This window comes from Streptomyces sp. NBC_00989, assembly GCF_045162655.1.
GTDB lineage: Bacteria > Actinomycetota > Actinomycetes > Streptomycetales > Streptomycetaceae > Streptomyces.
The window spans coordinates 7,820,080-7,843,722 of sequence record NZ_CP108728.1 but is presented as its reverse complement, the minus strand read 5'-3'; the positions used below and the strand labels follow the sequence as shown (position 1 = coordinate 7,843,722).

The 23,643-nt window shown below is 69.7% G+C and carries 21 protein-coding genes and 2 pseudogenes; 11 read left to right on the top strand and 12 right to left on the bottom strand.

The window, feature by feature from the left end; all coding sequences use genetic code 11:
• Positions 1-8: 8 nt before the first annotated feature.
• Positions 9-461, bottom strand: a pseudogene (locus tag OG714_RS35050) (ATP-binding protein); the annotation flags it as partial.
• Positions 462-593: 132 nt separating this feature from the next.
• On the opposite strand from OG714_RS35050, the gene OG714_RS35045 reads away from it, so the two are divergent.
• From OG714_RS35045 to OG714_RS35035, 3 genes are read left to right on the top strand one after another with little or no spacing between them, the layout of a single operon-like run.
• Positions 594-1,415: a Scr1 family TA system antitoxin-like transcriptional regulator gene (locus OG714_RS35045; RefSeq protein ID WP_406127078.1), complete on the top strand. Its 822-nt coding sequence runs from the start codon at positions 594-596 to the stop codon at positions 1,413-1,415.
• Positions 1,412-1,648: a DUF397 domain-containing protein gene (locus OG714_RS35040; protein ID WP_406127077.1), complete on the top strand. Its 237-nt coding sequence runs from the start codon at positions 1,412-1,414 to the stop codon at positions 1,646-1,648. The genes OG714_RS35045 and OG714_RS35040 overlap by 4 nt, the downstream gene beginning before the upstream one ends.
• A 23-nt stretch (positions 1,649-1,671) precedes the next feature.
• On the top strand, positions 1,672-2,676 hold the full coding sequence (locus OG714_RS35035; protein WP_406127076.1) for a catalase: 1,005 nt from the start codon (positions 1,672-1,674) through the stop codon (positions 2,674-2,676).
• Here OG714_RS35035 and OG714_RS35030 read toward each other — a convergent pair.
• The gene (locus OG714_RS35030) at positions 2,673-3,824 is read right to left on the bottom strand and encodes an alpha/beta fold hydrolase (RefSeq protein ID WP_406127074.1); all 1,152 of its coding nucleotides are present in this window, start codon (positions 3,822-3,824) and stop codon (positions 2,673-2,675) included. The two genes, OG714_RS35035 and OG714_RS35030, sit on opposite strands and share 4 nt — an antisense overlap.
• Before the next feature lie 62 nt (positions 3,825-3,886).
• On the opposite strand from OG714_RS35030, the gene OG714_RS35025 reads away from it, so the two are divergent.
• Entirely contained in the window at positions 3,887-4,504 is a 618-nt protein-coding gene (locus OG714_RS35025; protein ID WP_406127073.1) for a TetR/AcrR family transcriptional regulator, read from the top strand.
• Between the two features lie 37 nt (positions 4,505-4,541).
• On the opposite strand, the gene OG714_RS35020 is transcribed toward OG714_RS35025, so the two are convergent.
• Positions 4,542-5,051, bottom strand: coding sequence for a hypothetical protein (locus OG714_RS35020; protein ID WP_406127071.1), 510 nt, complete (start codon positions 5,049-5,051; stop codon positions 4,542-4,544).
• 238 nt (positions 5,052-5,289) lie between these two features.
• On the opposite strand from OG714_RS35020, the gene OG714_RS35015 reads away from it, so the two are divergent.
• Positions 5,290-6,063, top strand: a complete 774-nt coding sequence (locus OG714_RS35015; protein WP_406127069.1) for an intradiol ring-cleavage dioxygenase — start codon at positions 5,290-5,292, stop codon at positions 6,061-6,063.
• A gap of 91 nt (positions 6,064-6,154) precedes the next feature.
• Here OG714_RS35015 and OG714_RS35010 read toward each other — a convergent pair whose 3' ends face one another.
• Complete coding sequence (locus OG714_RS35010; protein ID WP_406127068.1) at positions 6,155-6,808, bottom strand: DUF4360 domain-containing protein; 654 nt, start codon at positions 6,806-6,808, stop codon at positions 6,155-6,157.
• Between the two features lie 268 nt (positions 6,809-7,076).
• On the opposite strand from OG714_RS35010, the gene OG714_RS35005 reads away from it, so the two are divergent.
• A complete protein-coding gene (locus OG714_RS35005) occupies positions 7,077-7,916 on the top strand; it encodes an intradiol ring-cleavage dioxygenase (protein ID WP_406127067.1) in 840 nt (279 codons plus the stop codon).
• Between the two features lie 43 nt (positions 7,917-7,959).
• Here OG714_RS35005 and OG714_RS35000 read toward each other — a convergent pair whose 3' ends face one another.
• The 3 genes from OG714_RS35000 to OG714_RS34990 all read right to left on the bottom strand — a co-directional run bounded on the left by OG714_RS35000 (position 7,960) and on the right by OG714_RS34990 (position 10,045).
• A complete protein-coding gene (locus tag OG714_RS35000; RefSeq protein ID WP_406127066.1) occupies positions 7,960-8,883 on the bottom strand; it encodes a sulfite exporter TauE/SafE family protein in 924 nt (307 codons plus the stop codon).
• Between the two features lie 74 nt (positions 8,884-8,957).
• Complete coding sequence (locus tag OG714_RS34995; protein WP_406127064.1) at positions 8,958-9,527, bottom strand: TlpA family protein disulfide reductase; 570 nt, start codon at positions 9,525-9,527, stop codon at positions 8,958-8,960.
• Between the two features lie 44 nt (positions 9,528-9,571).
• Positions 9,572-10,045 (bottom strand): RrF2 family transcriptional regulator, encoded by a 474-nt coding sequence (locus OG714_RS34990; RefSeq protein WP_406127063.1) that lies wholly within the window; start codon positions 10,043-10,045, stop codon positions 9,572-9,574.
• A gap of 118 nt (positions 10,046-10,163) precedes the next feature.
• On the opposite strand from OG714_RS34990, the gene OG714_RS34985 reads away from it, so the two are divergent.
• Entirely contained in the window at positions 10,164-13,148 is a 2,985-nt protein-coding gene (locus OG714_RS34985; RefSeq protein WP_406127061.1) for a glycoside hydrolase family 35 protein, read from the top strand.
• 30 nt (positions 13,149-13,178) lie between these two features.
• On the opposite strand, the gene OG714_RS34980 is transcribed toward OG714_RS34985, so the two are convergent.
• The 5 genes from OG714_RS34980 to OG714_RS34960 form a co-directional block, all read right to left on the bottom strand.
• Positions 13,179-14,693: an alpha-N-arabinofuranosidase gene (locus OG714_RS34980; protein WP_406127059.1), complete on the bottom strand. Its 1,515-nt coding sequence runs from the start codon at positions 14,691-14,693 to the stop codon at positions 13,179-13,181.
• A 67-nt stretch (positions 14,694-14,760) separates the two neighbouring features.
• Positions 14,761-15,732 carry an arabinan endo-1,5-alpha-L-arabinosidase gene (locus OG714_RS34975; protein ID WP_406127058.1) on the bottom strand — a complete coding sequence of 324 codons (972 nt, stop codon included), beginning with the start codon at positions 15,730-15,732 and terminating at the stop codon, positions 14,761-14,763.
• The gene (locus OG714_RS34970) at positions 15,729-16,592 is read right to left on the bottom strand and encodes a carbohydrate ABC transporter permease (RefSeq protein ID WP_406127056.1); all 864 of its coding nucleotides are present in this window, start codon (positions 16,590-16,592) and stop codon (positions 15,729-15,731) included. The genes OG714_RS34975 and OG714_RS34970 overlap by 4 nt, the downstream gene beginning before the upstream one ends.
• Positions 16,589-17,527, bottom strand: a complete 939-nt coding sequence (locus OG714_RS34965; RefSeq protein ID WP_406127054.1) for a carbohydrate ABC transporter permease — start codon at positions 17,525-17,527, stop codon at positions 16,589-16,591. The genes OG714_RS34970 and OG714_RS34965 overlap by 4 nt, the downstream gene beginning before the upstream one ends.
• The gene (locus OG714_RS34960; protein ID WP_406127053.1) at positions 17,524-18,873 is read right to left on the bottom strand and encodes an extracellular solute-binding protein; all 1,350 of its coding nucleotides are present in this window, start codon (positions 18,871-18,873) and stop codon (positions 17,524-17,526) included. The genes OG714_RS34965 and OG714_RS34960 overlap by 4 nt, the downstream gene beginning before the upstream one ends.
• A 257-nt stretch (positions 18,874-19,130) precedes the next feature.
• Here OG714_RS34960 and OG714_RS34955 point away from each other — a divergent pair.
• From OG714_RS34955 to OG714_RS34940, 4 genes and pseudogenes are all read left to right on the top strand, one after another.
• A pseudogene (locus OG714_RS34955) lies at positions 19,131-20,309 on the top strand (DUF6545 domain-containing protein); the annotation flags it as partial.
• Between the two features lie 332 nt (positions 20,310-20,641).
• Positions 20,642-21,193, top strand: coding sequence for a toxin (locus OG714_RS34950; protein ID WP_406127052.1), 552 nt, complete (start codon positions 20,642-20,644; stop codon positions 21,191-21,193).
• Positions 21,190-22,395: an MAB_1171c family putative transporter gene (locus OG714_RS34945; protein WP_406127050.1), complete on the top strand. Its 1,206-nt coding sequence runs from the start codon at positions 21,190-21,192 to the stop codon at positions 22,393-22,395. Before OG714_RS34950 ends, OG714_RS34945 begins: the two co-directional genes overlap by 4 nt.
• Positions 22,392-23,579, top strand: a complete 1,188-nt coding sequence (locus OG714_RS34940; RefSeq protein WP_406127049.1) for an MAB_1171c family putative transporter — start codon at positions 22,392-22,394, stop codon at positions 23,577-23,579. Before OG714_RS34945 ends, OG714_RS34940 begins: the two co-directional genes overlap by 4 nt.
• The last annotated feature ends 64 nt before the right edge of the window (positions 23,580-23,643 follow it).

Here is a 23,643-nt window from a genome sequence, read left to right as displayed (position 1 = left end):
TCCAGTCCCCTGACCAGCGCCAACCACCTAGGCAGGTCGATTTCCACCCTTACCGTCCTGCCCGGCGGCGGCACCCGCTCCACCACCTCCCACCGATCCGCGAGCGCCTCGACGAGCACGAACCCCCGCCCGTTCTCGTCGAGCGGGTCCGGCTGTTCTACGGCTCCGGGTGCGGGCGGACGCGGTCCGGTACGGGTGTCGGTGACCTCGACGCGGACACTCCCCGTGACGAGGGAGAGCCGGAGTTCGAAGTCCCGCCCGGGTACGCGGCCGTGGGTGACGGCGTTGGCGGCGAGTTCGGCGACGACCGCGGCGACGGTGTCGGAGGCGTCACTGCCGTGCGGGATGCCCCAGGCGTGAAGCTGATGCAGGGCGAGGTGACGGGCCAGGCGGGCGCCTCGGGGAGTGGGGCTGAGGCGCTGGGCGAACGTGCGTACGGTGACGGGGGGTTGGGTGGTCATGGGCCCAATGTGGCGTTCGGGGGGGGCCAGTTCACCAGCACATCGCTGCGTACGCTGCGGGAGCGTACGCGGTCACGGACTGGACAGTACACATTACGTTCCGTGATCATGGGGCGCCGGAGGTGGGTGCCCATGGCCGATGGCGGCGAGCCCGAGAGTTCGGACAGTCTGCGGACGTTCGGCGCAATGGTGCAAGGTCTGCGCGAGTTCTACGGGCTGAGCCGGGAGGAGTTCGGGAGGAGGATCGGGTACTCCAAACACACCGTGGCATCGGTGGAGTTGGGGCGGCGCATGGCGGACGAGGACTTCATCGAGGCTGCGGAGCCGGTACTCGGCAACACCGGCGCGGTGCGGAAAGCTGCGGGATTCGTGGAGCGGAAGCCGGGACTGGCGACCTGGTTTCAGCGATGGGCCCGGCAGGAGAAGACGGCGGTCACGCTCTTCAACTACGAATGCCGGATGATCCCGGGGCTGTTGCAGACGGAGGCGTACGCACGTCAGCTGTTCGCCGACGAACTGCCGCCGCTGACCGACAAGCAGATCGAGGCCAACTGGACTGCGCGAGAGGAACGTCAGCGGCTGTTGCGGGAGCGGCCGAACACCATCTTCAGCTTCATCATCGAGGAGCAGGTGTTCCTGCGCCGCACCGGCGGGATCGAGATCACCCGCGGAGCCATCGACCACCTTCTGGAGATCGGCCAGTTGCGGAACGTCGAGATCCAGATCTTGCCGCTCGTCCAGAAATCACATGCCGGACTGCACGGTCCCATCGCCTTGTTGGAGACTCCGAAGCACAAGTGGTTCGGATACAGCGAGGGTCAGGAGAGCGGGCTGTACATCTCCGACCCGAAAGCAATCAGCGTGCTCCAGATCAGGTATGCCAGGATGCGTTCACAGGCCCTCACCCACGAAGACTCAATGAGCCTGTTGCAACGGATGCGAGGAGACCTATGAGTACGCCCGAACTCGCCTGGTTCAAGAGCAGCTACAGCAGCGGCTCCGGTGACAACTGCGTCGAGATCGCCCTCGCCTGGCACAAGTCCAGCTACAGCAGCAGCAGTTCGGGCGACTGCGTAGAGATCGCCACGTGTCCCTCCACCATCCACATCCGCGACTCCAAGAACACCCAGGGCGCCCAACTCGCCCTCACCCCCACCACCTGGACCACGTTCATCGCCACCCTGTGATCCGCGAATGCGATGATGCCGCCATGGCACAGTCACCGCAGGAACCCCAGGACTCCGCGGTCACCGAAGACGGGATGACCGCGGTCCAGGCCGTCGACCGGATCGAGGCCGCCGCGCGTCCACGCCCGCACGATCGCCGCCTGCACGCCCGTGGTGCCGTGTACGACGCGCGGTTCGTGCCCACCGGGCAGGTCGCGAAGTGGACGACGGCCACCTGTCTCACCGCCGAAGCCAACGCAGTGATCCGGTTCTCGAACGGGTCCGGCGACTTCGCCGCCGACGACCGGGCGCGGGGCGTGCGCGGGATGGCGGTCAAGTTCCTTGACGGCGACGGCGGTAGCGATGACGCGAAGGCCGTCATGGATCTGGTGGCCGCGAATTTTCGGGTGTTCCCGAGTCACAATCCCGAGGGGTTCATCGACCTCGTCGAGGCGCTGGGTATGGCGGGCACGGAGGGCGGGTTCGCCGACCGGGCCAAGGGAAAGCTCGCCGCGGCCGGGAAGTTCGCCACCGTCCTCGCCCAACACCCGGAAAGCCGGGGCGCGTTGAAGTCGTTCGCCGGGCAGCAGGCGCCCGCCAGTTTCGCCACCACCCGCTACGACGGGCTGCACGCCTTCGTCCTGGTCGACGAGTCGGGCGTACGCCGCCCCTTCCGCTACCGTCTCGTGCCCCAACTGGGCGAGGTCGAGATCGATCCCGCGTACGCCGAGACCCTCGCCCCGGACTTCCTCATCGGCGACCTCGACTCCCGCCTCGAGACCGGCCCCGTCACCTTCACCGTGGTGTACCAGCTCGCGGAGCCGAACGACCCGACCCACGACCCCTCACAGGCGTGGCCGGAACAGCGCCCGCTGATCCCGGCCGGCCACCTGCACGTGACGGCCCGCTCGCCGCGCGAGGACCACTGGCAGCAGCAGGTGTTCGACCCGACGCGTCTCGCCCCGGGCGTGGAAGCCTCCGACGACAAGATGCTGGCCTTCCGCCGCCACGCGTACTCCGTCTCGGCGGAACGCCGGCTCGCCCCCTAGGCGTACCGACCCGCGGAACCCGCAGAACCCGCGAACCCCCCTGCGAGGAACGGCCGTAGCGGCTGCCGTGCCGCGGCCTCGGCCAGGCGTGGCAGCGGGCGGCCCGGGGCCAGGCGTGCGGCCAGCCAGCCCCACAGGGCGAGGTTGACCTGGGACGACCGTTCGGGGGCGCAGTGGCCGGCGTCCTTGATCACCCACACCGTCGTTTCCGGCCGCCCGGCCAACCCGACGATGTCGCCGAGCGGGACGTAGACGTCGTCGGCTCCGTTGATCACCAGCAGCGGCGAGCTCTCGGGCCCGGCCTTGTCGAGGAGCCCCTGCTCGCGCAGGGAGAAGCTGGCGAGCAGGTCGGCGATCGCGGACTGGTCCGGCATCTCGTCCAGGTGGAGGGCGTTGCCGACGATGCCGGACATGCCGTGCGGGAGGTTGAGCAGGTCGACGGGTTCGTCGGTCAGACCGGTCGGGCCGCCGAGGTCGACCGCCGCGTCGACATGGCCGGCGAGTGCCAGCTTGGCCGCCCAGTGCGCGCCGAAGCTGATGCCGTAGAACCCGACCGGTTGGCCGTAGGCGCGCCGGAGTTGGGCGACGAGGCCGACGAGGACGCGGTCCGCGTCGGGTGAGAGCGGGACCGTGGACTCGCCGGTGCCGGGCATGTCCACGGCGGCGACGAGGAGGCCGGTGGCGCGGGCGGTGGCGACGGCCAGGCGGTGCAGGTCCATTTTCCAGGTGTCGACGCCGCCGGAGAGGACGACCACTCCGGGCCGGGCAGCCCGCCGTCGTTGGAAGAAGTGCACGGGGACGGGTTCGGGCACGTCCAGTACCGCGCGCTGGAACCGGACGGGGAAGCGGGGCGCGGCTTCGAGGTACGCGGCGAGCTGCCGTTCCTGTGCGGCCCTGCGGTCGTCGGTCGCCAGGCACGGGAAGCGGGCCGCGCCCCAGCACAGGGAGGCGAGCAGCGGGTCGCCGGAGGCGTGGGCCCGCTCGGCCTCGGCCGACCACACCGGGACCCAACTCCCCGCCCCCGTCCCCCACATGTCGGTGATCCGGGCCCGGGCGCGGTCGACGACCGGGCGCGGGATCCCGAGCGCCACGAACTGGCGGGTGCGCTCGTCCAGAAGGTCGTCGGGCTCTACGGGGAAGGTGAACATGTCTTCTACAATGCGAGTAATCCTCAGTTTCTGACAACTCGCATTGGACCCCGTGCCCGGCCATGTCCACACCCCGCAAACGCCCACGTCAGCAGCGGTCCCAGGAGACGTACGACGCGATCCTGGAGGCGGCTGCTCAGCTTTTCGAGTCCCTCGGCTACACCGGCGCGACCACGAACAAGATCGCGGACCGCGCCGGGGTGTCCATCGGCTCGCTCTACCAGTACTTCCCGAACAAGGACGCGCTGCTGTACGCGCTGGGCGAGCGGCATGTGCAGGCGCTGGCCGCCGCGATGACGTCGGCGATGGCGGACCTGCGCGCGGCGGCACCCCCGCCCGAGGAGACGATCCGCACCCTGTACTCGACTCTGGCCCAACTCCACGACACGGACCCGCACTTGCACCGGCTCCTCTACGACCAGGCCCCGCGCCCCGCCGAAGCCGCGGCCCAACTCCGCGCGTTCCAGACCGAGATGGCCACGGAGGTCGAACACCACCTGCGCCGCCTCGACTTGGGCGCCCCCGACCCGACCCTGACCGCCCTGCTCCTGGTCCAGGCGGCCGAGGCCCAGGTCCACGGGGCGATCCTCGACCCGCCGCCGGGGCGCACCCCGGCCGAGTGCGTGGAGACGGCGATCGCCCTGTGCCTGGCGGCGCTGGGGATCCGCAGCCCGACGTAGGGCAGCGAGCCCGACGCAGAGCAGCGCTACGGCCGTGTCAGTCCCGGCCCCGCTTGCGCTCCCTGCGCCGGATTTCCCGCCGCTGCTTGCCGGGCAGGGCACCGGCGAGTTCCCCCACCGGCGCGAGGTCATGGCAATCGCCGCCGGCCGTGCCACCCCGGCACCACCACACCAGACGCCCGCTGTCGCCGTCGTTCCACCCCTCCCAGTCGACCGCCGTCCCCTCGGGGCGAAGATGCGTACCGAGCTTGTGGAACGGACAGACCGGCCACGCCAGCCGGAGCCGGTCGGCCACCGTCTCCTGGGCCGCGTCCGCGACGAGGGCGAGGGCGAGGTCGTCGGGGGCGTCGTCGTCCGGTTCCTGGAGACCGTTGTGGTGCCAGGAGCCGTCGGACACGGCGACGTGGACCTCTTCCTCCCAGACCATCAGCCTGAGGGGCGGCTCGTCGGGCAGGGTTGCCGCGAAGTCACGGTTGACCGTGGCGAGGGCGGCCTCAAGTCGCGGGTACCTGCCGGGTTCCGCGCGTTGGGGGTCGAAGGAGCTCACCGGGTGATCTTCTCCCGCCGGGCGGAACCACGTATCCGAATTACCGAGCACCGACGGGCCGAGCCGCCTTCCGGGCGCGGTAGTGGTGGGCCGGGTCCTCGCCCCCATCCCGACCGGCAGCGGCCGTAGCCGTAGCCACCGACCTCGTAACCCACCTGTCTCGCAAATGACTTGACGGACCGTCACTTTACGGTTCGCACAGCCTGGCGACAGATTCCGCTCCTACGGTGCCGTGTCCATGACAGACAAACACGGAGCCACCCCCACCCCGGTCGGACGCCGTACCGTCCTGATCGCCACCGGCACCACGGCCGCCGTACTGGCCGTGGGCGCCGCCGCTCCCCAGTCCCCCACGACCACCACCGCGGCGGACGCGACTCCCGCGGCGGCGGCGGCAGTCTGCACCCTCACCAAGGAGATGACCGAAGGCCCCTACTACCTCGACGGCGCCCTGGTCCGCGCCGACGTCACCGAAGGCAAGGCCGGCATCCCGCTCAAACTCGCCCTCACCGTCGTGAACGACAGCACCTGCGCCGTGATCCCCAACGCGCTCGTGGAGATCTGGCACTGCGACGCGCTGGGCGAGTACTCCGGCTACGTCGGCAACAACGGCCACAGCGAGCCGGACGACGGCACCTTCCTGCGCGGCGGTGTCCTCACCAACTCCAGCGGACTCGCCAACATCACGACGATCTACCCGGGTTGGTACCGCGGGCGCTGCGTGCACATCCACGTGAAGGTGCACACCGGCGTCACGCTCACCTCGGACGGCTCGTTCACCGGCGGCAGCGAACTCCACACGGGCCAGCTCTTCATCGCCGAGACCATCACCACGGCCGTCGCCACCGTCTCGCCGTACTCGACGAACACGGTCACCCGCACCACCCTCGCCCAGGACTCCATCTACGACGACGGAGGCGCCGCGTCCGGGCTCATGACCCTTACGGCGCTGGGCAGTTCGACCTCGTCCGGTTACACGGGCACCCTGACGCTGGGCGTCAGCCAGAGCTGACACGGCTCTGAGATCCCCCCACGAAAAGAAGGGGTGGCCCGCGGTGCGAGACGGGCCACCCCTTCCTCATGTCACCTCACAGCACCGCACGTCAGGAGCTCGGGCAGTGCTCCCACGCCATGTGGTACACCGTGCTGATGTCGCCGTCCGTCGAGTCCATCGTCATGAAGCTGACCGCGCCGGGCGCCGACGAACCGGCACTGACCCGCAGCTCCGTGTTGATGTTGAAGTTGCGCTGAACTCCACAGGGCGCCCAGACCAGTTGGGCCACGTCCGTGGTGTCGTTCGCCTGCCAGTTGTCGTCGTAGGGACCGTTGAGCGGGTGGTTCTTGCTCGAAGTGTTCGACGAGCCCTGGAAGTAGTACGAGGCCTTCTGCGCACCGCTCGCGCCGCGCTGGAGCGAGGCGAAGCCCCGGTAGTCGGCGCTGGCGATGGCGTACGTGAAGCCCTGCGGTACGTGGACGACCAGGTTGAGCTGGCAGTTCTTGCGGAACGCCGTGGGGTCGGAGTTGCCGCCGACCTGGGCGAGGTACGCGCTGTAGGTCACCGTGAACGCGGTGTTGTCCTCGGAGACGGCGACCGCCGTCGTGCCCTGCGGGCAGCCCGAGCCGTTCACCGTGGCGACGTTGATGACGATCTTGTCCGGGGGCGGATTGTCGAACACGGGCGAGGACGGGTGCTGCGCGGGCAGCGCGGTGGTGAGGAGAGCGGCGACGGCGCCACTCAGGAGGAGCCCACCAGGCATGGTTTCTCCTTGGGGTTGGGGGGTGGCTGCGCCCCAAGTCTTTGAAGAAACAATGAAGTTCCTGTGAAGACCGACGGCGCGCTCGCATCGTAGGAAGCCGCACAGGAAGCGGTCAGCGCGAACTCAGGCCATTCACAGACGCGTCTTTCACATTCTCTCCACAGTGTGTGAACTCTGTTGAAATAAGCGGCCGTTGACCGTTCCGTCCCCAGGTCCTTCACAGCGGCACATTAAGGAATCCTTCAGATACCGCCCTAGCTTCCTTGCCATGACGGGAAACAACGAGAACGACCAGCAACTCGACCAACAGCCCGCCCGGCACCGCCGGGACAAGGGCGTCCAGCGCCGACGCGTTCTGATCGGCGGCGGCACCGTGGCTCTGGCGGGCGGCCTCGCGGCGGCCGGCCTCGCCTCGGCCGACACCCCCACGACCACCACCGACGCCTCGACGACCACCGTGACGGCCGACGCGTCCGCGTCGGCCACGAGCAGCGTCTGCACCCTCACCGCCGAGGTCACCGAGGGGCCGTACTCGCTCGACGGCGCCCTGATCCGCGAGGACATCAGGGAGGAGAAGGAAGGCGTCGAGGTCCAGTACACCTTCACCGTCGTCGACCAGGACAACGACTGCGCGCCGCTCGCCGACGCCCTCGTCGAGCTCTGGCACTGCGACGCGCTCGGCGAGTACTCGGGGTTCGTCGGCAAGAACGGCCACACCGAGGACGACGACGGCACGTTCCTGCGCGGCGGTGTCCTCACCGACGCCAACGGCGAGGCGAACCTCATCTCCATCTGGCCGGGGCACTACGTCTCCCGCGCCGTCCACGTCCACATGCGGGTGCACACGGACGTGACGCTCGCCGACGGCACGTACACCGGCGGCTCGGTCGTCCACACCGGCCAGCTCTTCTTCGACGCCGACCTCAACGAGGAAGTGCAGGCCACCTCCCCGTACTCGGACAACACCACCGCCGAGACCTCCCTCGGCGACGACACGATCTACGACGACGGAGGCGCCGCGTCCGGTCTGCTCACGCTGACCGCGCTCGGCTCCGCCGTGTCCGACGGCTACACGGCGACCCTGACCGTGGGCGTGAGCACGAGTTGACCGGGAGGTTGATGACCAGCACGCACTGATCGGGGATCGCCGATCACACCCCGAGCGGCTGCCGTCCTTCGGCGGACTCGGACTCGGTCCGCGCCTCCAGCGCCCTCTCCCGGCGATGGGCACGGACCGAGTACGCCAGGGCGGCAGCCCACAGCACGTACAGGACGCCGTAGACCGGAGTACTCAGCGCACTCGACGCACCGATCCAGTCACTCCTCAGCAGCGTACGGACGTTGGTCACGACGATGATCCCGCCGACCGCGGAGCCCAGTACCCGCGGCGGCACCAGCCGCACCAGCCAGGCGGCGACCGGCGCGGCCACGACTCCGCCGAGCAGGAAGGCGGTCACCCAGGTCCACTTCAGCCCCTGGGACCCGAGCGAGACGAGGAAACCGAGGCTCGCGGCCACCGCCACCAGGAACTCGCTCGTGTCGATCGACCCGATCACCTTGCGCGGTTCCATCCGCCCGCTGGCCAGCAGGGCGGGCGTACCGACGGGCCCCCAGCCACCCCCGCCGGTCGCGTCCAGGAACCCGGCGACCAGCCCGAGCGGCGCCAGGAACCGCTTCCGCAACGGCTTGCCGAGCTGCCCCTTCGGCAGCCCCTTGAAGGTGAACCGCGACATGACGTACACGCCGAGCCCGAACAGGATCAGCGACATCACCGGCTCGGCGACGTCGGTGGAGAGCTTCGACAGGACGGTGGCCCCGAGGAACGACCCGACCGCGCCCGGGACGCCGATCCGCACGACAACCCTCCAGTCGACGTTCCCGAACCGCCAGTGCGAGGCGCCGGACATCAGCGTCGTACCGATCTCGGACAGGTGGACCGTGGCGGAGGCGGCGGCCGGGTTCGTGCCCATGGCCAGCAGCAACGTCGTGGACGTGACCCCGTAGGCCATACCGAGGCTGCCGTCCACGAGCTGGGCCCCGAGGCCCGCGAGGGCGAGCAGTATCAGCGTGCGCATGGGAGGCGACGCTAGGCGGCCAATCTGAACAGAGCCTGAGACGCGGCTGAGGACGGCTCACAAGGGCGGACTCCCTACGCGAGCAGCAGCGGTTCCACGACCTTCGCGAGCTGCGTCCGCGTCACCGCTCCCATCCGGGTCGCCGCCACCTTCCCGGCTCGGTCGACGACGATCGTGAACGGCATCACCTGCGTGTTCACCAGCCCGCGCGGCAGCCGCAGCGCCTGCTTCCCCGAGGGATCGTGCAGGGACGGGTAGGCCAGGTGGAAGCTCCTCTGGAAGGTGAGACCGGCGGCGCGGCTGTTGTCGTTGTCGAGCCCCAGGACGCGCAGTCCACGGTCGCCCCACGTCTCCTGGATCAGCTTCAGCTGGGGCGCCTCCGCCCGGCAGGGCCCGCACCAGGACGCCCAGGCATTGATCAGGACGACCTTCCCCCGGTAGTCCGACAGCCGGATCGCGTCCCCGTCCAACGAGGTCCCCGTCAGATCCGCCACGGCGGGACGCTTCCCCTCCTCGAAGGTCCGGGTGAGCGGATCCCCGGGGCCGGCGTGGCTGATCGCCTCCGGGGACGAGCAGCCCGCAAGGATCACGCAGGCAGCGGCAACAGCCGCGTACGCGCGTCGAGTTGTCATCATCATCGTCATCGCGGCCATTCTCCTCACCGCCCTACGACGACAGGACCACGGGGCTACGGGTTCTCCCAGGCCGCCGGCTCCGCCGCCAGTGCCCGTACCTGTTCCGGCAGCGCGTCCGCCGCGATGTCCGCGAGGGTGACGCCCTCCAGGATCTTGCGGACGTTGGCGCGCAGGGCGATCCAGAGGGGGAGGAGGGGTTCGGCGGTGCCGGTGTAGGCGAGGCCGGTGGGGCGTTCGCCGCGGACCGAGACGATCGGGCCGTCCACCGCGCGTATGACGTCCGCGACGGTGATCGCGGTGGCCGCGCGGGCCAGCCGGTAGCCGCCGCCCCCGCCGCGCCGGCTGTCGACGATCCCGGCGCGCCGGAGGTCGCCGAGAATTCCCTCCAGGAATTTGTGCGGGATGTCCTGCGCGCCGGCGATGGTCTCGGCCTTCACCGGACCGTCCTTCAGGGGGCCGTCGTCACCCCGTACGGCGAGCTCCAGTACCGCCCGTACCGCGTAATCCGCCCGTGCCGAGATCCTCATGCGTCCATTGTGGGCCGTTCTGGCGTAGAGAATGGCCCCGCACGACGGCCTCCTGGGATCACCACGGAAAATGGCTTCGCACGTGCCGCCGATGGTCCGGACCCGGGAGGAGCTTCCAGTGGAGCTGAGCAGGCGTACCTTCAGCACCCTCGCGGGCACGGCCGCGCTCGGATTCGCGCTGGGGGGTGGCAGCGGCGGCAGCGGTGACGCGTACGCCGTGCATGTCGTACCGACCGGCGCGCCTCCCGCGCCGCCGGCCGCGGACGGGCAGTCCCACACGATCGGGTACGACCGCTACTCCCTGATCGTCGACGGCAAGCGCCTGGTCCTGTGGTCGGGCGAGATGCACCCCTTCCGGCTGCCCAGCCCGTCCCTGTGGCTGGACGTCCTCCAGAAGATGCGCGCCTTCGGCTACAACGCCGTCAGCATCTACGTCTCCTGGAACTACCACTCCCCCGCCCAGGGCAGCTACGACTTCACGGGCATCCGCGACCTCGACCTGTTCCTGCGCATGGCCGCCGAGACCGGCCTCTACGTCATCCTGCGCCCGGGCCCGTACATCAACGCCGAGATCGACGCGGGCGGCTTCCCCGGCTGGCTGACCGCCACCAAGGGCACGGCCCGCACCTCCGACCCGACCTACCTCTCGCACGTCGACGAGTGGCTGACCCAGGTCAACTCCATCGTCTCCAAGCACCTGTTCACCCAGGGCGCGGGCACGGTCCTGCTCTACCAGATCGAGAACGAGTACGACGCCCACGTCACCGAGCCGTCCGGCCGCGACTACATGTCCCACCTGTACAAGAAGGTGCGCGCCGACGGCATCGACGTCCCCCTGTTCCACAACGACAAGGGCCGCAACGGTTATTGGACCCCCGGTTCGTTCGACACCGGTGCCGACAAGGGTGGTTGGCTGTACGGCTTCGACGGATATCCGACGCCGTCCCAACCGGCGCCGGACTGGGGTCACTTCGGGATCGGCGGGGCGAAGGGCGGGGCCACCGCGAGCCCCAAGACCCCTGGTTTCGTGCCGGAGTTCGGCGGGGGCTGGTTCGATCCGTGGGGCGGGTCCTGGTTCGACGGCAAGGGGTACGCGGAGTCGCGCCGGACGCGTGACGCGGCGTACGAGCGGCGCTTCTACCTCACCAACCTCGCCAACGGACTCACCCTGCACAACGTCTACATGACCTTCGGCGGCACCTCGTGGGGCTGGCTGCCCGCGCCGGTCGTCTACACGTCGTACGACTACGGCGCGGCCTTCGACGAGGGCCGCAACCCGACCGCGAAGCTCGTGCCGATGCACCAACTCGGCCATCTGCTGCGGACCGTGCCCGACTTCGCCAAGCTGGACCGGGCGGCGGACGTCGAGGCGGACGGCCTGAAGGTCTACCACCTCACCAACGCCGACACCGGCTCCCATGTCTACGTCCTGCGCAACGACGGTACGGAGGCGGTCACTTCGACGCTGCCGACCGCGACCGACGACATCGAGGTCACCGTCCCGGCCCAGGACGCCCGCCTCCTCGTCACCCAACTCGCGCTCGGCGGCCGCAAGTTGAGGTACTCGACGATCACGCCGATGATGTTCCTCACCGCCGGCCGGCAGGACATCGCCGTGTTCGCCGGGAAGCGCGGCGAGATGGCCCACATCGTGGTCGAGTGCCCGGAGGAGCCGGTGGTGACCCGGCTCGACGAGCAGGCCGCGTGGGTGTGGGACCGCGGTCTCCTGCACGTCACCGTCCCGCTCGGCATCGGCGGCCTGACCCGGGTCCTCGTCCAGGCCGGCGGCGTCGACAACCCCCTCGTGCTGCTCTTCGCCGACGAGGCCACCTCCGTACGCCTGTGGCCGTACGAGACCGGTTCGGGCACCGCGCTGGTCTACGGCCCGGCACTGCTGCGCGAGGCCGCGCTCAGCGGTACGACCGCCCACCTCACCGGCGACACCATCGGCGAGACCGGCCTGGAGGTGTGGGGCCCGCGCGGCATCACCGACGTCACCTGGAACGGGCGGGCGGTGCCCTCGACCGTCACCAACGCGGGCAGCCTGCGCTCGAACCCGGACGCGCTGCTGCCGGGGGTGCCCGCGGTACCGCTGCCCGCACTCGGCGGCTGGCGGCGGAAGGTGGAGAACCAGGAGGCCGCGGTCGCCTTCGACGACTCCAAGTGGACCGCGGCGAACAGGACTTCGACGTTCAGCACGACGGCCATCCCCTCCGGGCAGCCACTGCTCTTCGCGGACGACTACGGCTTCCACTACGGCGACGTCTGGTACCGGGGCCGCTTCACGACCGGTACGGCCGACGCCCTGGAGTCGGTGACCCTCGCCTACAGCACCGGCACCCAGGGGCTGCTGATGGCCTGGCTCGACGGGGAGCCGCTCGGCACGCACCGGATGCCGGTGCCGACCAACAGCAGTGTCCGGCAGGGCAGTTGGGCGGCGAAGGCGACCCTCGCCGTCCCGGAGAAGCCCGCGAGACTGCGCGCGGCCGGTCCGCATGTCCTGTCCGTGCTGGTGCGACGGATGCAGCACGACCAGGACGGCAAGGCCCTCGACACCCACAAGGTGGCCCGCGGCCTGACGGCGGCGACCTTCAAGGGCGCCTCCCCGAAGGTGAGTTGGCGACTCCAGGGGGAGGCCTCACCCGATCCCGTGCGCGGGCCGCAGAACAACGGCGGGCTGTACGGCGAGCGGGAGGGCTGGCATCTGCCGGGGTACGCGGACGCCGGCTGGGAGGCCGTCACGCTCCCCCGCGCCGACAAGCGGCAGGGCGTGGCCTGGTACCGGACCAGTTTCAAGCTCGCCGTGGACAGCGGCATCGACGCCTCGATCGGCCTCGTCCTCGACGACGACCCGGCGCGCGCCTACCGCGTCCAGATCTTCCTCAACGGCTGGAACATGGGCCAGTACATCAACGACGTGGGCCCGCAGCACACCTTCGCCCTGCCGAACGGGATCCTCCGCACACGTGGCACCAACACACTCGCCCTGGCGGTCCTGTCCGACGGCACCACACCGGCGGGCCCGAAGGACGTACGGCTGACGCTGTTGGGGAGTGCGGCCGGAGGAGTGCCGGTGTCGCCGGTGGCCTCCCCCGGCCGCTAGTTCTGCTCCGGTTCGGGGATCTGCTTCGGTTCAGCTGATCCTGATCATGTTCCAGGACAGCGGCTCCAGTACGGCGGTCAGAGTGCCGTCCTGGAGTGTGGTGCCCTCGACCATGTGCGGGGCCACCCGCTCCGGGGCGTCCAGTGTGTTGCGGGCATCCGGGTCGGCGTCCGCGAGGGCGCTGTGCTCGACGACCGACGTCAGGTCGAGGCCGTTCAGGCCGACTTCGAGCGGGAGCGACTCGGTGCGGCTGCGGTTGACGGCGAACACCGTGACCGAGCCGTCCTCGCCGCGCACCGCGGTGGCGTGCAGCAGGTCGGCCTCGCCGTACTTCCGCGTCTCGTGCTTCGGGGAGTCGACGCGGACGTCGAGGACCTGGCCGCGGCCGTACTTCGAGGCCTGCGCGAACGGGAAGAACGTCGTCTGCCGCCAGGCCGGGCCGCCCGGCTCGGTCATGATCGGCGCGATGACGTTGACGAGCTGGGCGAGGCAGGCGACGGTGACGCGGTCGGCGTGCCGAAGCAGGGCGATCATGAGCGAGCCGAAGACCACCGCGTCCATGACGCTGTAGTTGTCCTCCAGCAGACGCGGCGCCTCCGGCCACTCGGCCGGGTCCGCGTTCTTCGTCTGCTCCTCCCAGTCCGACGTGTACCAGACGTTCCACTCGTCGAAGGAGAGGTTGATCTTCTTCTTCGACTTGAGGCGGGCGCCCACGTGGTCGGCGGTCGCGACCACGTTCTCGATGAAGGACTCCATGTCGACGGCCGAGGCGATGAAGGAGTCGAGGTCGCCGTCGGTCGGCTGGTAGTAGGCGTGCAGCGAGATGTAGTCGACCAGGTCGTACGTCTCCTGGAGGACCGTCGACTCCCACTCGGCGAAGGTCGGCATGGCCTGGGAGGAGGAGCCGCAGGCGACGAGTTCGACACCGGCGTCGATCTGGCGCATCGCGCGGGCCGTCTCGGCGGCGATCCTGCCGTACTCCTCGGCGGTCTTGTGGCCCGTCTGCCAGGGGCCGTCCATCTCGTTGCCGAGACACCAGACGTTGATGCCGAAGGGGTCCTTGTCGCCGTGCGCGATCCGCTGCTCGGAGAGGGTCGTGCCGGCGGGGTGGTTGGCGTACTCCTGGAGTTCCAGGGCCTCGGCTACGCCCCGGGTGCCGAGGTTGATCGCCATCATCGGTTCCGCCTGCGGGCCGAGCTTCTTCAGGAACGCGATGTACTCGGAGAGCCCGAAGCGGTTCGTTTCTGTCGAACGCCAGGCGAGGTCCAGCCGACGGGGGCGGGTCTCGGCGGGGCCCACCGAGTCCTCCCACTTGTAGCCGGAGACGAAGTTGCCGCCGGGGTAGCGGATGGTGGTGACGCCGAGTTCGCGGACCAGGTCCAGGACGTCCTGGCGGATGCCCTGTTCGTCCGCGGTGGGGTGGGTCGGTTCGAAGATGCCGGTGTACACGCAGCGGCCGAGGTGTTCTACGAACGAGCCGAAGAGGCGGGGGTTGACTTCGCCGACTGTGAAGGCAGGGTCCAGGGTGAAGCGGGCGGTGCGCATGCGGGCCTTTCTGGGTTGAGTTTTGTCTGCGGCTTTGTGGGGGCTGATCGCGCAGTTCCCCGCGCCCCTAAAGGAGCTTTGGCCAGCCGGTGTTTGTCCAGCTGAGGGTGTTCAGCCCCAGCTTCGGTGTGCCGTTATCGTCTCCGTCGTAGTAGTGGTATGCCAAGACATCCTTACCTTTGTCTTGGAAGATGGATTCTCCGCCTGGGCCTATGTAGCGGCCGTGGGTTGCAAGGAGTAGGTCTCCGCCGCCCGCCAGCATTGGCTTGCCTGTGCTGTCCGCGTACGGGCCCGTGATCGACGTAGAGCGGCCGACCCGGATCTTGTACGTGGAGTTCACACCCGCGCAGCACGCGTCGTACGACGCGAAGAGGTAGTAGTAGGCGCCGTGCTTCAGCACATACGCGCCCTCGACCGCGTAGGGCGCGTCCGGGCGGGTCGCCAGGTGGGCGACCGTTGCGCCTGGGATCGCCTTGCCCGTCGTGGGGTTCAGTTCGACCAGGCGGATGCCCGTCCAGTACGAGCCGAACGCCATCCAGAGTTTGCCGTCCGCGGTGATCAGCGCGGGGTCTATGGCGTTCCAGGCGTCCGTGGTTTCCGAGGTGAAGGCCTTGCCCTGGTCGGTCCACGTGCCGGGGAGGCCGGTCGGGGAGGTGGCCACACCGATCGCGGAGTGGTTGGTGCCCCAGGAGGAGACGGCGTAGTAGAGCCAGTAACGGCCGTCGCGGTAGGAGAGGTCGGGGGCCCAGGGGTCGCCGGTCGAGTTGTAGTCGTACCACCAACTCGGCGGCGTGGCGAAGGCGTTGCCCGCGTCGTCCCACTGGACGCGGTCCTTGGAGGTGCGGGCGCCGATGACGCCGCCGGTCGAATAGGCCACGTAGGAACCGGACTTGAGGCGGATGACCGTGGGGTCGTGGATGATCTGCTGGCCCGTGATGGGCTGCGGGTCGGGGTAACTCTGCGCTGCCTGGGCCGCGTTGGGCAGCAGGGCCAGAGCGGCCGCCAGCACCGCCCCGGCAAGACCTCTTCGTATGGTCACTGTCCCGCCAATCCCGTGTGGGCCACGCCCGCGACGATCTGGCGCTGGAAGAAGACGAAGACGATGATCAGCGGCAGGCCTGCCATGAGGCCGCCGGCCATGAGCTGGGCCCACTGGATGCCGTAGGAGTTCATGACGGTCGCGATGCCGTTCGGCATGGTCATCAGGTCGGGGTTGTTGGTCACCATGTACGGCCACAGGAAGTTGTTCCACGAGGCGATGAAGGTGAAGATGCCCACCGCAGCGAGGGAGGGGCGGGAGAGGGGGACGACGATCGTGAAGAAGATCCGCCAGCGGCCCGCGCCGTCGATGAAGGCGGCCTCCTCCAGTTCGCGGGGGATACCCTGGAAGAACTTGTAGAGGATGTAGACCATCGCGGCGGGCGCGCACTGCGGCAGGATCATGCCCCAGTAGGTGTCGACCATCCCCATCTGCTGGACGGTGGTGAAGAGGGGGACGCCGAGGACGGCCGGGGAGATCATCAGACCCGCCATCACGGCGCCCATCAGGACGGTCTTGCCCTTGAACTCGGTGCGGGCGAAGCCGTATCCGGCGAGTGCGGCGACGGTGACCACGATGGCCGTCACGAGGACCGACACCACAAGGGAGTTGACGAACCAGTTCGTGATGTTGCCGGTCTTCCAGAGGGCCTTCCAGGCCTGGACCGTCCAGACCTCGGGCAGCCAGTGCGGCGGGATCTCGGCGGCCTCGGCCTCGGACTTGAGCGAGGTGAACAGGGCCGCGGCGATCGGCGCCACGAAGAGCGCGGAGACGGCGGCGCCGAGCAGTGTGAGGACGATCTGGCTGGGGGTCCAGGGCCTGCGGGGCTTGCGTACAGGGGTGGTTGTGGCCACGGTCATCGGGTGCCCTCCTCACGGTTGCGCAGCAGCGCCATACGGGCGAGGGCGACGGCCGCGATGATCACGAAGAAGATGACGGACATCGCGGAGGCGTAGCCCACGCGGTAGCTGGTGAAGCCCTGTTCGAGGGTGTACTGGACGAAGGAGCGGGTGCTCAGCTCGGGTCCGGGCCCGAAGTCCATCATCACGACGGCCTGGTCGAAGAGCTGGAGCGAGGCGAGGGCCTGGAGCGCGATCACCAGACCGGTGATGTGGCGCAGCATCGGCAGCGTGATGTGGACCGTGCGGTGCCAGGCGTTCGCTCCGTCGAGCTTGGCGGCCTCGTAGAGGTGGTCGGGGATGCTCTGGAGCGCGGCGAGGTAGAGGAGGAAGCTGAAGCCGACCGTCCACCACAGGGTCTCGACGACGATGGCGAGCATCGCGTAGGACTTGTCGGTCAGCCAGGGTGTGGTGAGTCCGAAGGTCTCGTTGACCAGGCCGATCCCCTGGGTGAACAGCCACTGCCACATGTTGCCCGCGACCGTCGACGGCAGCAGGAACGGCGCGAAGAAGCACAGCCGCCACAGCCACTTCCCGCGCTCGATGTGGTGCGCGAGCATCGCGAGCAGGAAGGCGAGGACCGTGATGCACGGCACGACGAGCAGGGTGAAGTACGCGCTGTGGCCGAGCGCGTCCCACATCGCCCGGTCGTGCAGGGCCTCGCGGTAGTTGTCGAGGCCGATGAAGTTCGCGCCGTCGCCGGAGATGTTGGCGTCCGTGAGGCTGAGGTAGACGCCGCGCAGCAGCGGCCAGACGACGAACAGGGCGAAGAGCCCCAGGAACGGGGCGACGAACCAACCTCCGTGCTGGAAGCCCTGGTTGCGGCGGACGGTCGCGGTGGCGGTGGCGGTCCTCGTCCGCGCCGGTGCGATGACGGTCTGGGCACTGGTGGTCATGCGGCCGCACCTCCTTGCGCTGCGGTCCTGCCGTCCATCGGGTTCTTCGAGGCGAGGAGCCTGGTGAGGTGGTTCTTCATGGTCCGGGCTACGGCGGCCGGCTTGGCGGAGCCCATCGTCGAGGAGACGACGAGGGGGCCGAGGTCCTGCGCGAGGACGCCGGTGGAGCCCGCGAACCACACCTTCGGCTCGGTGGCCTGGTGGTTCATCGCGGAGACGTACTCGTTCTGCGGGGTGAGCTTCTTGTACGCGGCCGTGGACAGCGTCGGCGTGTACGCGGGGATGTGGCCGCCCGCCGCCCACTGCAGGGCGTGGGTGACGACGTACGCGGCCAGTTCGTGCGCGGCCTCGTTGGTGGCGCCGCCGCGGCCGGCCTGGTGCGGCAGGACGAAGGAGTGCGACTCGGCGTGCGTTGCCTGCTTCCCGAAGACGGGCGGCAGCGGGGTCGCGCCGTAGTCCAGCTTCGCGCCGGAGAAGACCGGCACCGACCAGTTGCCCTCCCAGGTGAAGGGGGCGCCGTTGATGAACTGTTCGCCGGTCGGGGCGCCCGGGATGACGTATCCGTCGGTGACGTGTCTGCGGAAGAACTCCAGGACCTGGGTGGCCTTGTCGGTGTCGAAGAGGACCTGGGTGTTGCCGTCGTCGAACCATCCGCCGCCGAGCTGGGTGTAGAAGGCGACGAAGAACCACCACTGGAAGTTCTGGTCGTTGGTCCACAGGCCGATGGTCTGCAGGCCCTTCTTCTGGACCGCCCTGGCCTTCTTCAGGACGTCGAACCACTCGTCGGTGGAGGTGACTTGGACCATCCGGCCGTCGTCGCCGAGCAGGTCCGCCTTCTTCAGGACGTCCTTGCGGTAGAAGCAGAGCTGTACGTGGATGTCGAGCGGCAGGGCGTACAACTTGCCGTCGATGACACCGCGGTTCCACAGCGCGGGGTTGTAATCGGCCTTGCGTACGCCGTACTTGGCGAGGAGGTCCTCGTCCCACGGGTCGAGGAGCCGGCCCGGTGAGAAGCCCGCGACGCGGCCCATGTGCATGACGCCCAGCTCGGGTGCGTGGTTGCCCGCCGCGGCCATGGCGAGCTTGGTGTAGAAGGGGTTGCCCCACTGGAGGGTGGAGTCCTTCACGTCGATGCCGGGGTGTTCCTTCCGGAAGGCGTCCAGCATCGCGATCATGTTGGCGCCGTCGCCGCCGCTGAAGAGGTTCCAGTAGCGCACCCGGGTGTCCGCGCCGGAGGCGAGCGCGTCGGCGCCGGAGGCGAGAGCGGCGAAGGCGAGGCTGCCCGCGACCGTGAGGCCGCCCGCCGTGGCCAGTAGGTGCCTGCGATTCAGGTCAGGTCGTCCCATTGCCTGCCCTTACTGTAGAGATCCTTTGTGTTCGAAATATCGAATGTCGCTCGCAACTTCGAACGGGACCGTAAAATCGAAGCGCTTGCGCGTCAATGGGTTGGACACAGTGCACAGTTCATTCGCGGGGGCGATTTCCGGACACAGCGGTCGTTCCCGGTCCCACAACGGCCACCGGATGACATGACGTTGGCAGTTGTGGGCGCGTAACCTCGGACCGGCTGTGCAGCGGACGGCGGGAAGGGGGAGCGTACGACGTGGTGACGACCTTCCTGGGCGAGCTGTACACGTCCTTCGTGTGGATCCCCACCGCGGTCCTCGGCGCGGCCCTCGCGCTGAAGCTGCCGGCGATCATCCGGCTGTGGCGGGACCCGCTGTTGCGGGCGGTCGGCGGGCTGCTGCTGTTCGCCTGCGCGCTGTTCGTGTCCGTGACGCCGGCGGTCATCGGCTGGACCAACCGCGTCACGGGTGTGCCCAACTTCGCGGCGCCGTGGGCGTATTCGCTGCTCACCGCGTTCAGCGGGGCCGGGTTGCTGCTCATCGTCGCCTGGCGCTTCGGGCTGTCCGACCGTTCGAACACGACCCGGCGCGCCAGACGTTGGATCATCTCCGTCTACTCGGGCGTGATCGTGGCGCTGTGGGTGCTGTTCGCCCTCGCCGACGCGCCCGTGGAGCGGGTGCGGGACCTGGACACGTACTACGCGAACACGCCATTCATGCGCGAGGAGATCCTGCTCTATCTGCTCGCGCACACCGTGGCCGCGCTGATCACCGTGCGGCTCATCTGGAACTGGGTCCGCGCGGACGGTCTGCACGGCTGGCTGCGCGGCGGACTGACGTTCCTGGGCGCCGGTTACACGCTGAGCCTCGTCTTCGATCTCGCCAAAATCACGGCGGTGACGGCCCGTTGGACGGGCCACGACCTCGACTCGCTGAGCACGGACGTCGCCCCGTGCGCGGCCTGCCTCGCCGCGGTCCTGATCGCCGTCGGTTTCATCCTGCCGCACACCGGCCAATTCCTGCACGGCCGCCTGCGCGTCCGCCTCGCCCACCACCAACTCCGGCCGCTGTACGTCCTGATGCGCTCCGTCGACGGCGACGGCGTCCCCTTCGTGCTGTGCGCGGCGCCCGAACTCCGCCTGATCCGGCGGGAGACGTACATCCGCGACGTCCTCCTGCCCCTCGCCCGCCACCTCGACGAGGACCTCCGCACCCGCGCCCACCAGGCCGCCCTCCGCCTCGGCTGCACCCCGCCCCGCGCGAAGGCGCTCGCCGCGGCGGTGGCGATCCTGGAGGCCATCGACTCCGGGCACGGCCACCCCAGCGGCCACCCCGACACCGCCGACCTCCTCCAGGAGATCGGTCCCGTCTCCCGCGCCCTGCGCCACCGCGAGGCGATCGACGCGGTGCGGGCGGCTGTACGCGTGGCGGTGCCGGGCGGGGGAACAAGGTCTGGCGCGACGGAGACGGCCGGTGCGGCGGGAGTGGTGGGTGTGGCGGGTACGACGGAGAAGGCAGGCGCGACAGAGACCACGGACGCGACGCTCGCGTACGGCTCGGCCACGGCGACCGGCCCGGTGCCGGTGGGCTGCGCGGCGACGAAGGCGGGCCACGCGCCGGCGACGGCCCGCTCCACGGAACCGGCCCGTTCGACGGACCCCGCCCCCGCCACGCACCCCGCACCCCCCACACCCCCCGCGGCAGCGCCCCCGCTTCCGCGGCGACGGTGAGGTGGCTGAGTCGGCGTATGTCCTGGCATATTGCAGCGGTGCGCACGAAGAAGGAGATGCGTCGGTTCGCCGACGCCCTCATCGATCCCATGCGCGTCCCGGTCCCCTCCGACCCCGAGGCCCTGTTCGACGCGCTGGTCGACTCCGTCACGCGCTGGCGGGGGCGTGAGATCGTCGTCCGCCGCGAGGTGTTCCCGCCGCGCACCGCCAGCGGACTGTGGCTGGAGGGCGACACCTACGACGTCATCGTCATCGACAAGCGGGCCGCCGCCTGGCACCAGATCGTGATCTTCTGCCACGAGGTGTGGCACATGCACCAGCGGACCGCCGCCCCCGCGCCCGGACCGACCGCCGACGGCAACCCCCGGCCCGTCGCCGCCCGAACCGACTTCAGCCTCGCCGACGAACAAGAGGCGGACAGGTTCGGCATGTTGATGAGCGGACGGCTGCGGCCCTGGCTGGAGGCCGCGGCCGAGTCCCCGTCCGGACCGGACTCCGCGCACGGCTCCGCCGCGGCCGACGACGGCACCCAGCAGGGTGTCGCCGGACGCATCGGCGCCGCCCTCAACTACCGCGGGACCAGAAAATGAGCAGCCTGATCGACTATCTGAGCTGCGGCCTGCTGTGGCTGGGCGTGCTGGTGAAGACCCCGGACCTGATACGCCACTGGCACGACCCCTATCTCCGGGTGATCTGCGTGTTCCTCGGCCTGGCCGGGGCCTGCTTCTTCCTCGGGGCGCCGCCCACCGTCGGCGCGATCAACGATCTCAGCGGCGTCCCGAACCTCGCCGCGCCGCTGACCTACGCGTCGGTCACCGCGTACGGCGCCTCCTCGCAGGTCCTGATCGTCTACTGGCGGGGCGGACCGCACGTCCACCGCACCGCCCGCCGCTGGATCGTGGCGTACACCATCATCCTCGTCGGCATCGCCGTGACGTTCGCGCTGGGCCGCACCCCCGTGGAGCGCCGCACCGACCTGGACACCTACTACGCGACCACGCCGTTCATCGCCGAGATGATCGTGCTGTACCTGGCCGGGCACCTCGCCGCCGTCAGTGTCACCGCGGTGTCGGCGCTGCGCTGGGCACGGCAGGTGCACGGCTGGCTCCGCGCGGGACTGATCACGCTGGGCGTCGGCTCGCTGTGCGGCGCCGGGTACAGCCTCACCAAGTTCGCGGCGGTCATCGCCCGTTGGTGCGGCCGGGACTGGACACAGCTCGGTACGACCGTCTCGCCGGTCGCCGCCGGACTGGGCGCGGTCCTGACCGTCGTAGGCGTCCTGATCCCGCTGACCGGACCCCGGCTGACCCAGCGGCGGCAGGCCCGGCGGACGTACGCCGGTCTCGAACCGCTGGAACACGAGCTGGCCGAACTCCTCACCCGCCGCGCGCTACGGCTGCCCCGGCCGCGCTGGTCCTCCCCCGCGACCCGGCTGGTGTGGCGGCAGACGAGCATCCACAACGCGCTCGGTCACCTGGACGCGTTCTTCGACCGGGCCCTGTACGAAAGGACGTTGGAGGCAGCGGCGCAGACCACCGGCGACCCGGAACAGGCCGAGGCGACCGCGTGGGCGGCGGTCGTCGCGGCGGCCGTGGCCGAGGAGCGCGGCCGTGCCGTCGAGGAACGCGACAGCGACCCCCGCCTCACACCCGCCGACGAACCGGGCGGCCTCCCCGACCGGGCCCCCGGCACCGCCCTCCTCGTGCACATCGCCGACGCGCTGACCCGGTCCCCGCTCGTCGCCGCCGCCCGGGTCCGCACCGGCACGACGGAAGGGAGCACCAGGGCATGAGCGTCATGGTGTACCTCGCCGCCGCCGTCTTCGGGCTGTCCTGCACCGTCCTGCTGCGCCGCCCCTGGCGGATCCCGCGCGACCCGCTGACCGTGTCCACCTGCGCGGCGATCGTCCTCGGCTCCCTGGCCCTCGTCTGCTCGGCACCGCTGACCCTGGGCACGGTCAACCGCCTCACCGGCATCCCCAACTTCGGCGCCCCGCTGACCTACGGCATGCTCTCCGCGTACAGCTGCTCCCTGCTGGTCCTGCTGATCCACTGGCGGGGCGGCTCCCCCGCCCGGATCCGCCGCATGGTCCTGCGCAGCATGGCCGCGTACGGCGCGCTGATCGTGACCATCGTCGTGCTGTTCACGCTGGCCGACCCGAACACCGAGCGGCTCACCGACCTCGACACGTACTACGCCAACACGCCGTACATGCGCGAGATGATCGTGCTCTACCTGCTCGGGCACAGCGCGGCCACCCTGGCGCTGTGCACCGTGTGCGTCACCTGGGCCCGCGAGGTGACCGGCCTGCTCAGGACCGGGCTACAGCTGATCCTCCTCGGCACGCTGCTGGACGTGGTCGGCTTCCAGCTCGTCAAGTACGCGGCGCTGGTGGCCCGTTGGTCCGGTCACGACCTGGACTTCCTGTCCACCGGTGTCGCCCCGCCGATGGCCTCGCTGGCCGCCCTGACCTGTTCCGCCGGCTTCGCCCTGCCGCGACTGCTGCCGATGGCCCGCGCCCACTGGCGTGACCTCAACGACCTGCGCGGGCTGGGCCCGTTGTGGTCGGAGGTCCGCTTCGCGTCCATCGCCCCGAAGCCGCCCAGCGCCCTCCGCCAGCTGCCCCGGATGCGCCTGCACTGGCGTGAAGTCTCCATCCACGACGGCCTGTTGGCCCTCACCCCCTACTTCGACGACCGCCTCCGCGAACGCACCCGCGACGCCGCCCTGCACGAGGGCCGTTCCCCCCACGAGGCCCGCGTGGTCGCCGAGGCGGCGATGGTCGCCGACGCCGCCCGCCGCGCCACCGCCCAGGAGCAACCCTTCAACACCCCGAGCACATACCGCCTCTACGCCACGGAGGTCTCCGACACGGGCGGCCTGGTCGAGCTGGCAAGGGCCCTGGCACGATCGCGCCTGGCGGCGACCCCGGCGGAAAACAAAACGCTGGCGGACTTGGACAACACCGGGGCCTGAAGGTCTTTGTGCTTTTAGGGGCGCGGGGAACTGCGCGACCAGCCACGACGCGCCCGCAGTCAAA

What these genes read in the sequence shown, in the direction of transcription:
- OG714_RS35015 (WP_406127069.1), top strand. Translation starts at nt 5,290, where the DNA reads ATGACAGACAAACACGGAGCCACCCCCACCCCGGTCGGACGCCGTACC.
- OG714_RS34995 (WP_406127064.1), bottom strand. Translation starts at nt 9,527, where the DNA reads ATGACGATGATGATGACAACTCGACGCGCGTACGCGGCTGTTGCCGCT.
- OG714_RS35025 (WP_406127073.1), top strand. Translation starts at nt 3,887, where the DNA reads ATGTCCACACCCCGCAAACGCCCACGTCAGCAGCGGTCCCAGGAGACG.
- OG714_RS35045 (WP_406127078.1), top strand. Translation starts at nt 594, where the DNA reads ATGGCCGATGGCGGCGAGCCCGAGAGTTCGGACAGTCTGCGGACGTTC.
- OG714_RS34960 (WP_406127053.1), bottom strand. Translation starts at nt 18,873, where the DNA reads ATGGGACGACCTGACCTGAATCGCAGGCACCTACTGGCCACGGCGGGC.
- OG714_RS35000 (WP_406127066.1), bottom strand. Translation starts at nt 8,883, where the DNA reads ATGCGCACGCTGATACTGCTCGCCCTCGCGGGCCTCGGGGCCCAGCTC.
- OG714_RS34970 (WP_406127056.1), bottom strand. Translation starts at nt 16,592, where the DNA reads ATGACCGTGGCCACAACCACCCCTGTACGCAAGCCCCGCAGGCCCTGG.
- OG714_RS35035 (WP_406127076.1), top strand. Translation starts at nt 1,672, where the DNA reads ATGGCACAGTCACCGCAGGAACCCCAGGACTCCGCGGTCACCGAAGAC.
- OG714_RS34940 (WP_406127049.1), top strand. Translation starts at nt 22,392, where the DNA reads ATGAGCGTCATGGTGTACCTCGCCGCCGCCGTCTTCGGGCTGTCCTGC.
- OG714_RS35040 (WP_406127077.1), top strand. Translation starts at nt 1,412, where the DNA reads ATGAGTACGCCCGAACTCGCCTGGTTCAAGAGCAGCTACAGCAGCGGC.
- OG714_RS35010 (WP_406127068.1), bottom strand. Translation starts at nt 6,808, where the DNA reads ATGCCTGGTGGGCTCCTCCTGAGTGGCGCCGTCGCCGCTCTCCTCACC.
- OG714_RS35005 (WP_406127067.1), top strand. Translation starts at nt 7,077, where the DNA reads ATGACGGGAAACAACGAGAACGACCAGCAACTCGACCAACAGCCCGCC.
- OG714_RS35030 (WP_406127074.1), bottom strand. Translation starts at nt 3,824, where the DNA reads ATGTTCACCTTCCCCGTAGAGCCCGACGACCTTCTGGACGAGCGCACC.
- OG714_RS34965 (WP_406127054.1), bottom strand. Translation starts at nt 17,527, where the DNA reads ATGACCACCAGTGCCCAGACCGTCATCGCACCGGCGCGGACGAGGACC.
- OG714_RS34945 (WP_406127050.1), top strand. Translation starts at nt 21,190, where the DNA reads ATGAGCAGCCTGATCGACTATCTGAGCTGCGGCCTGCTGTGGCTGGGC.
- OG714_RS34980 (WP_406127059.1), bottom strand. Translation starts at nt 14,693, where the DNA reads ATGCGCACCGCCCGCTTCACCCTGGACCCTGCCTTCACAGTCGGCGAA.
- OG714_RS34990 (WP_406127063.1), bottom strand. Translation starts at nt 10,045, where the DNA reads ATGAGGATCTCGGCACGGGCGGATTACGCGGTACGGGCGGTACTGGAG.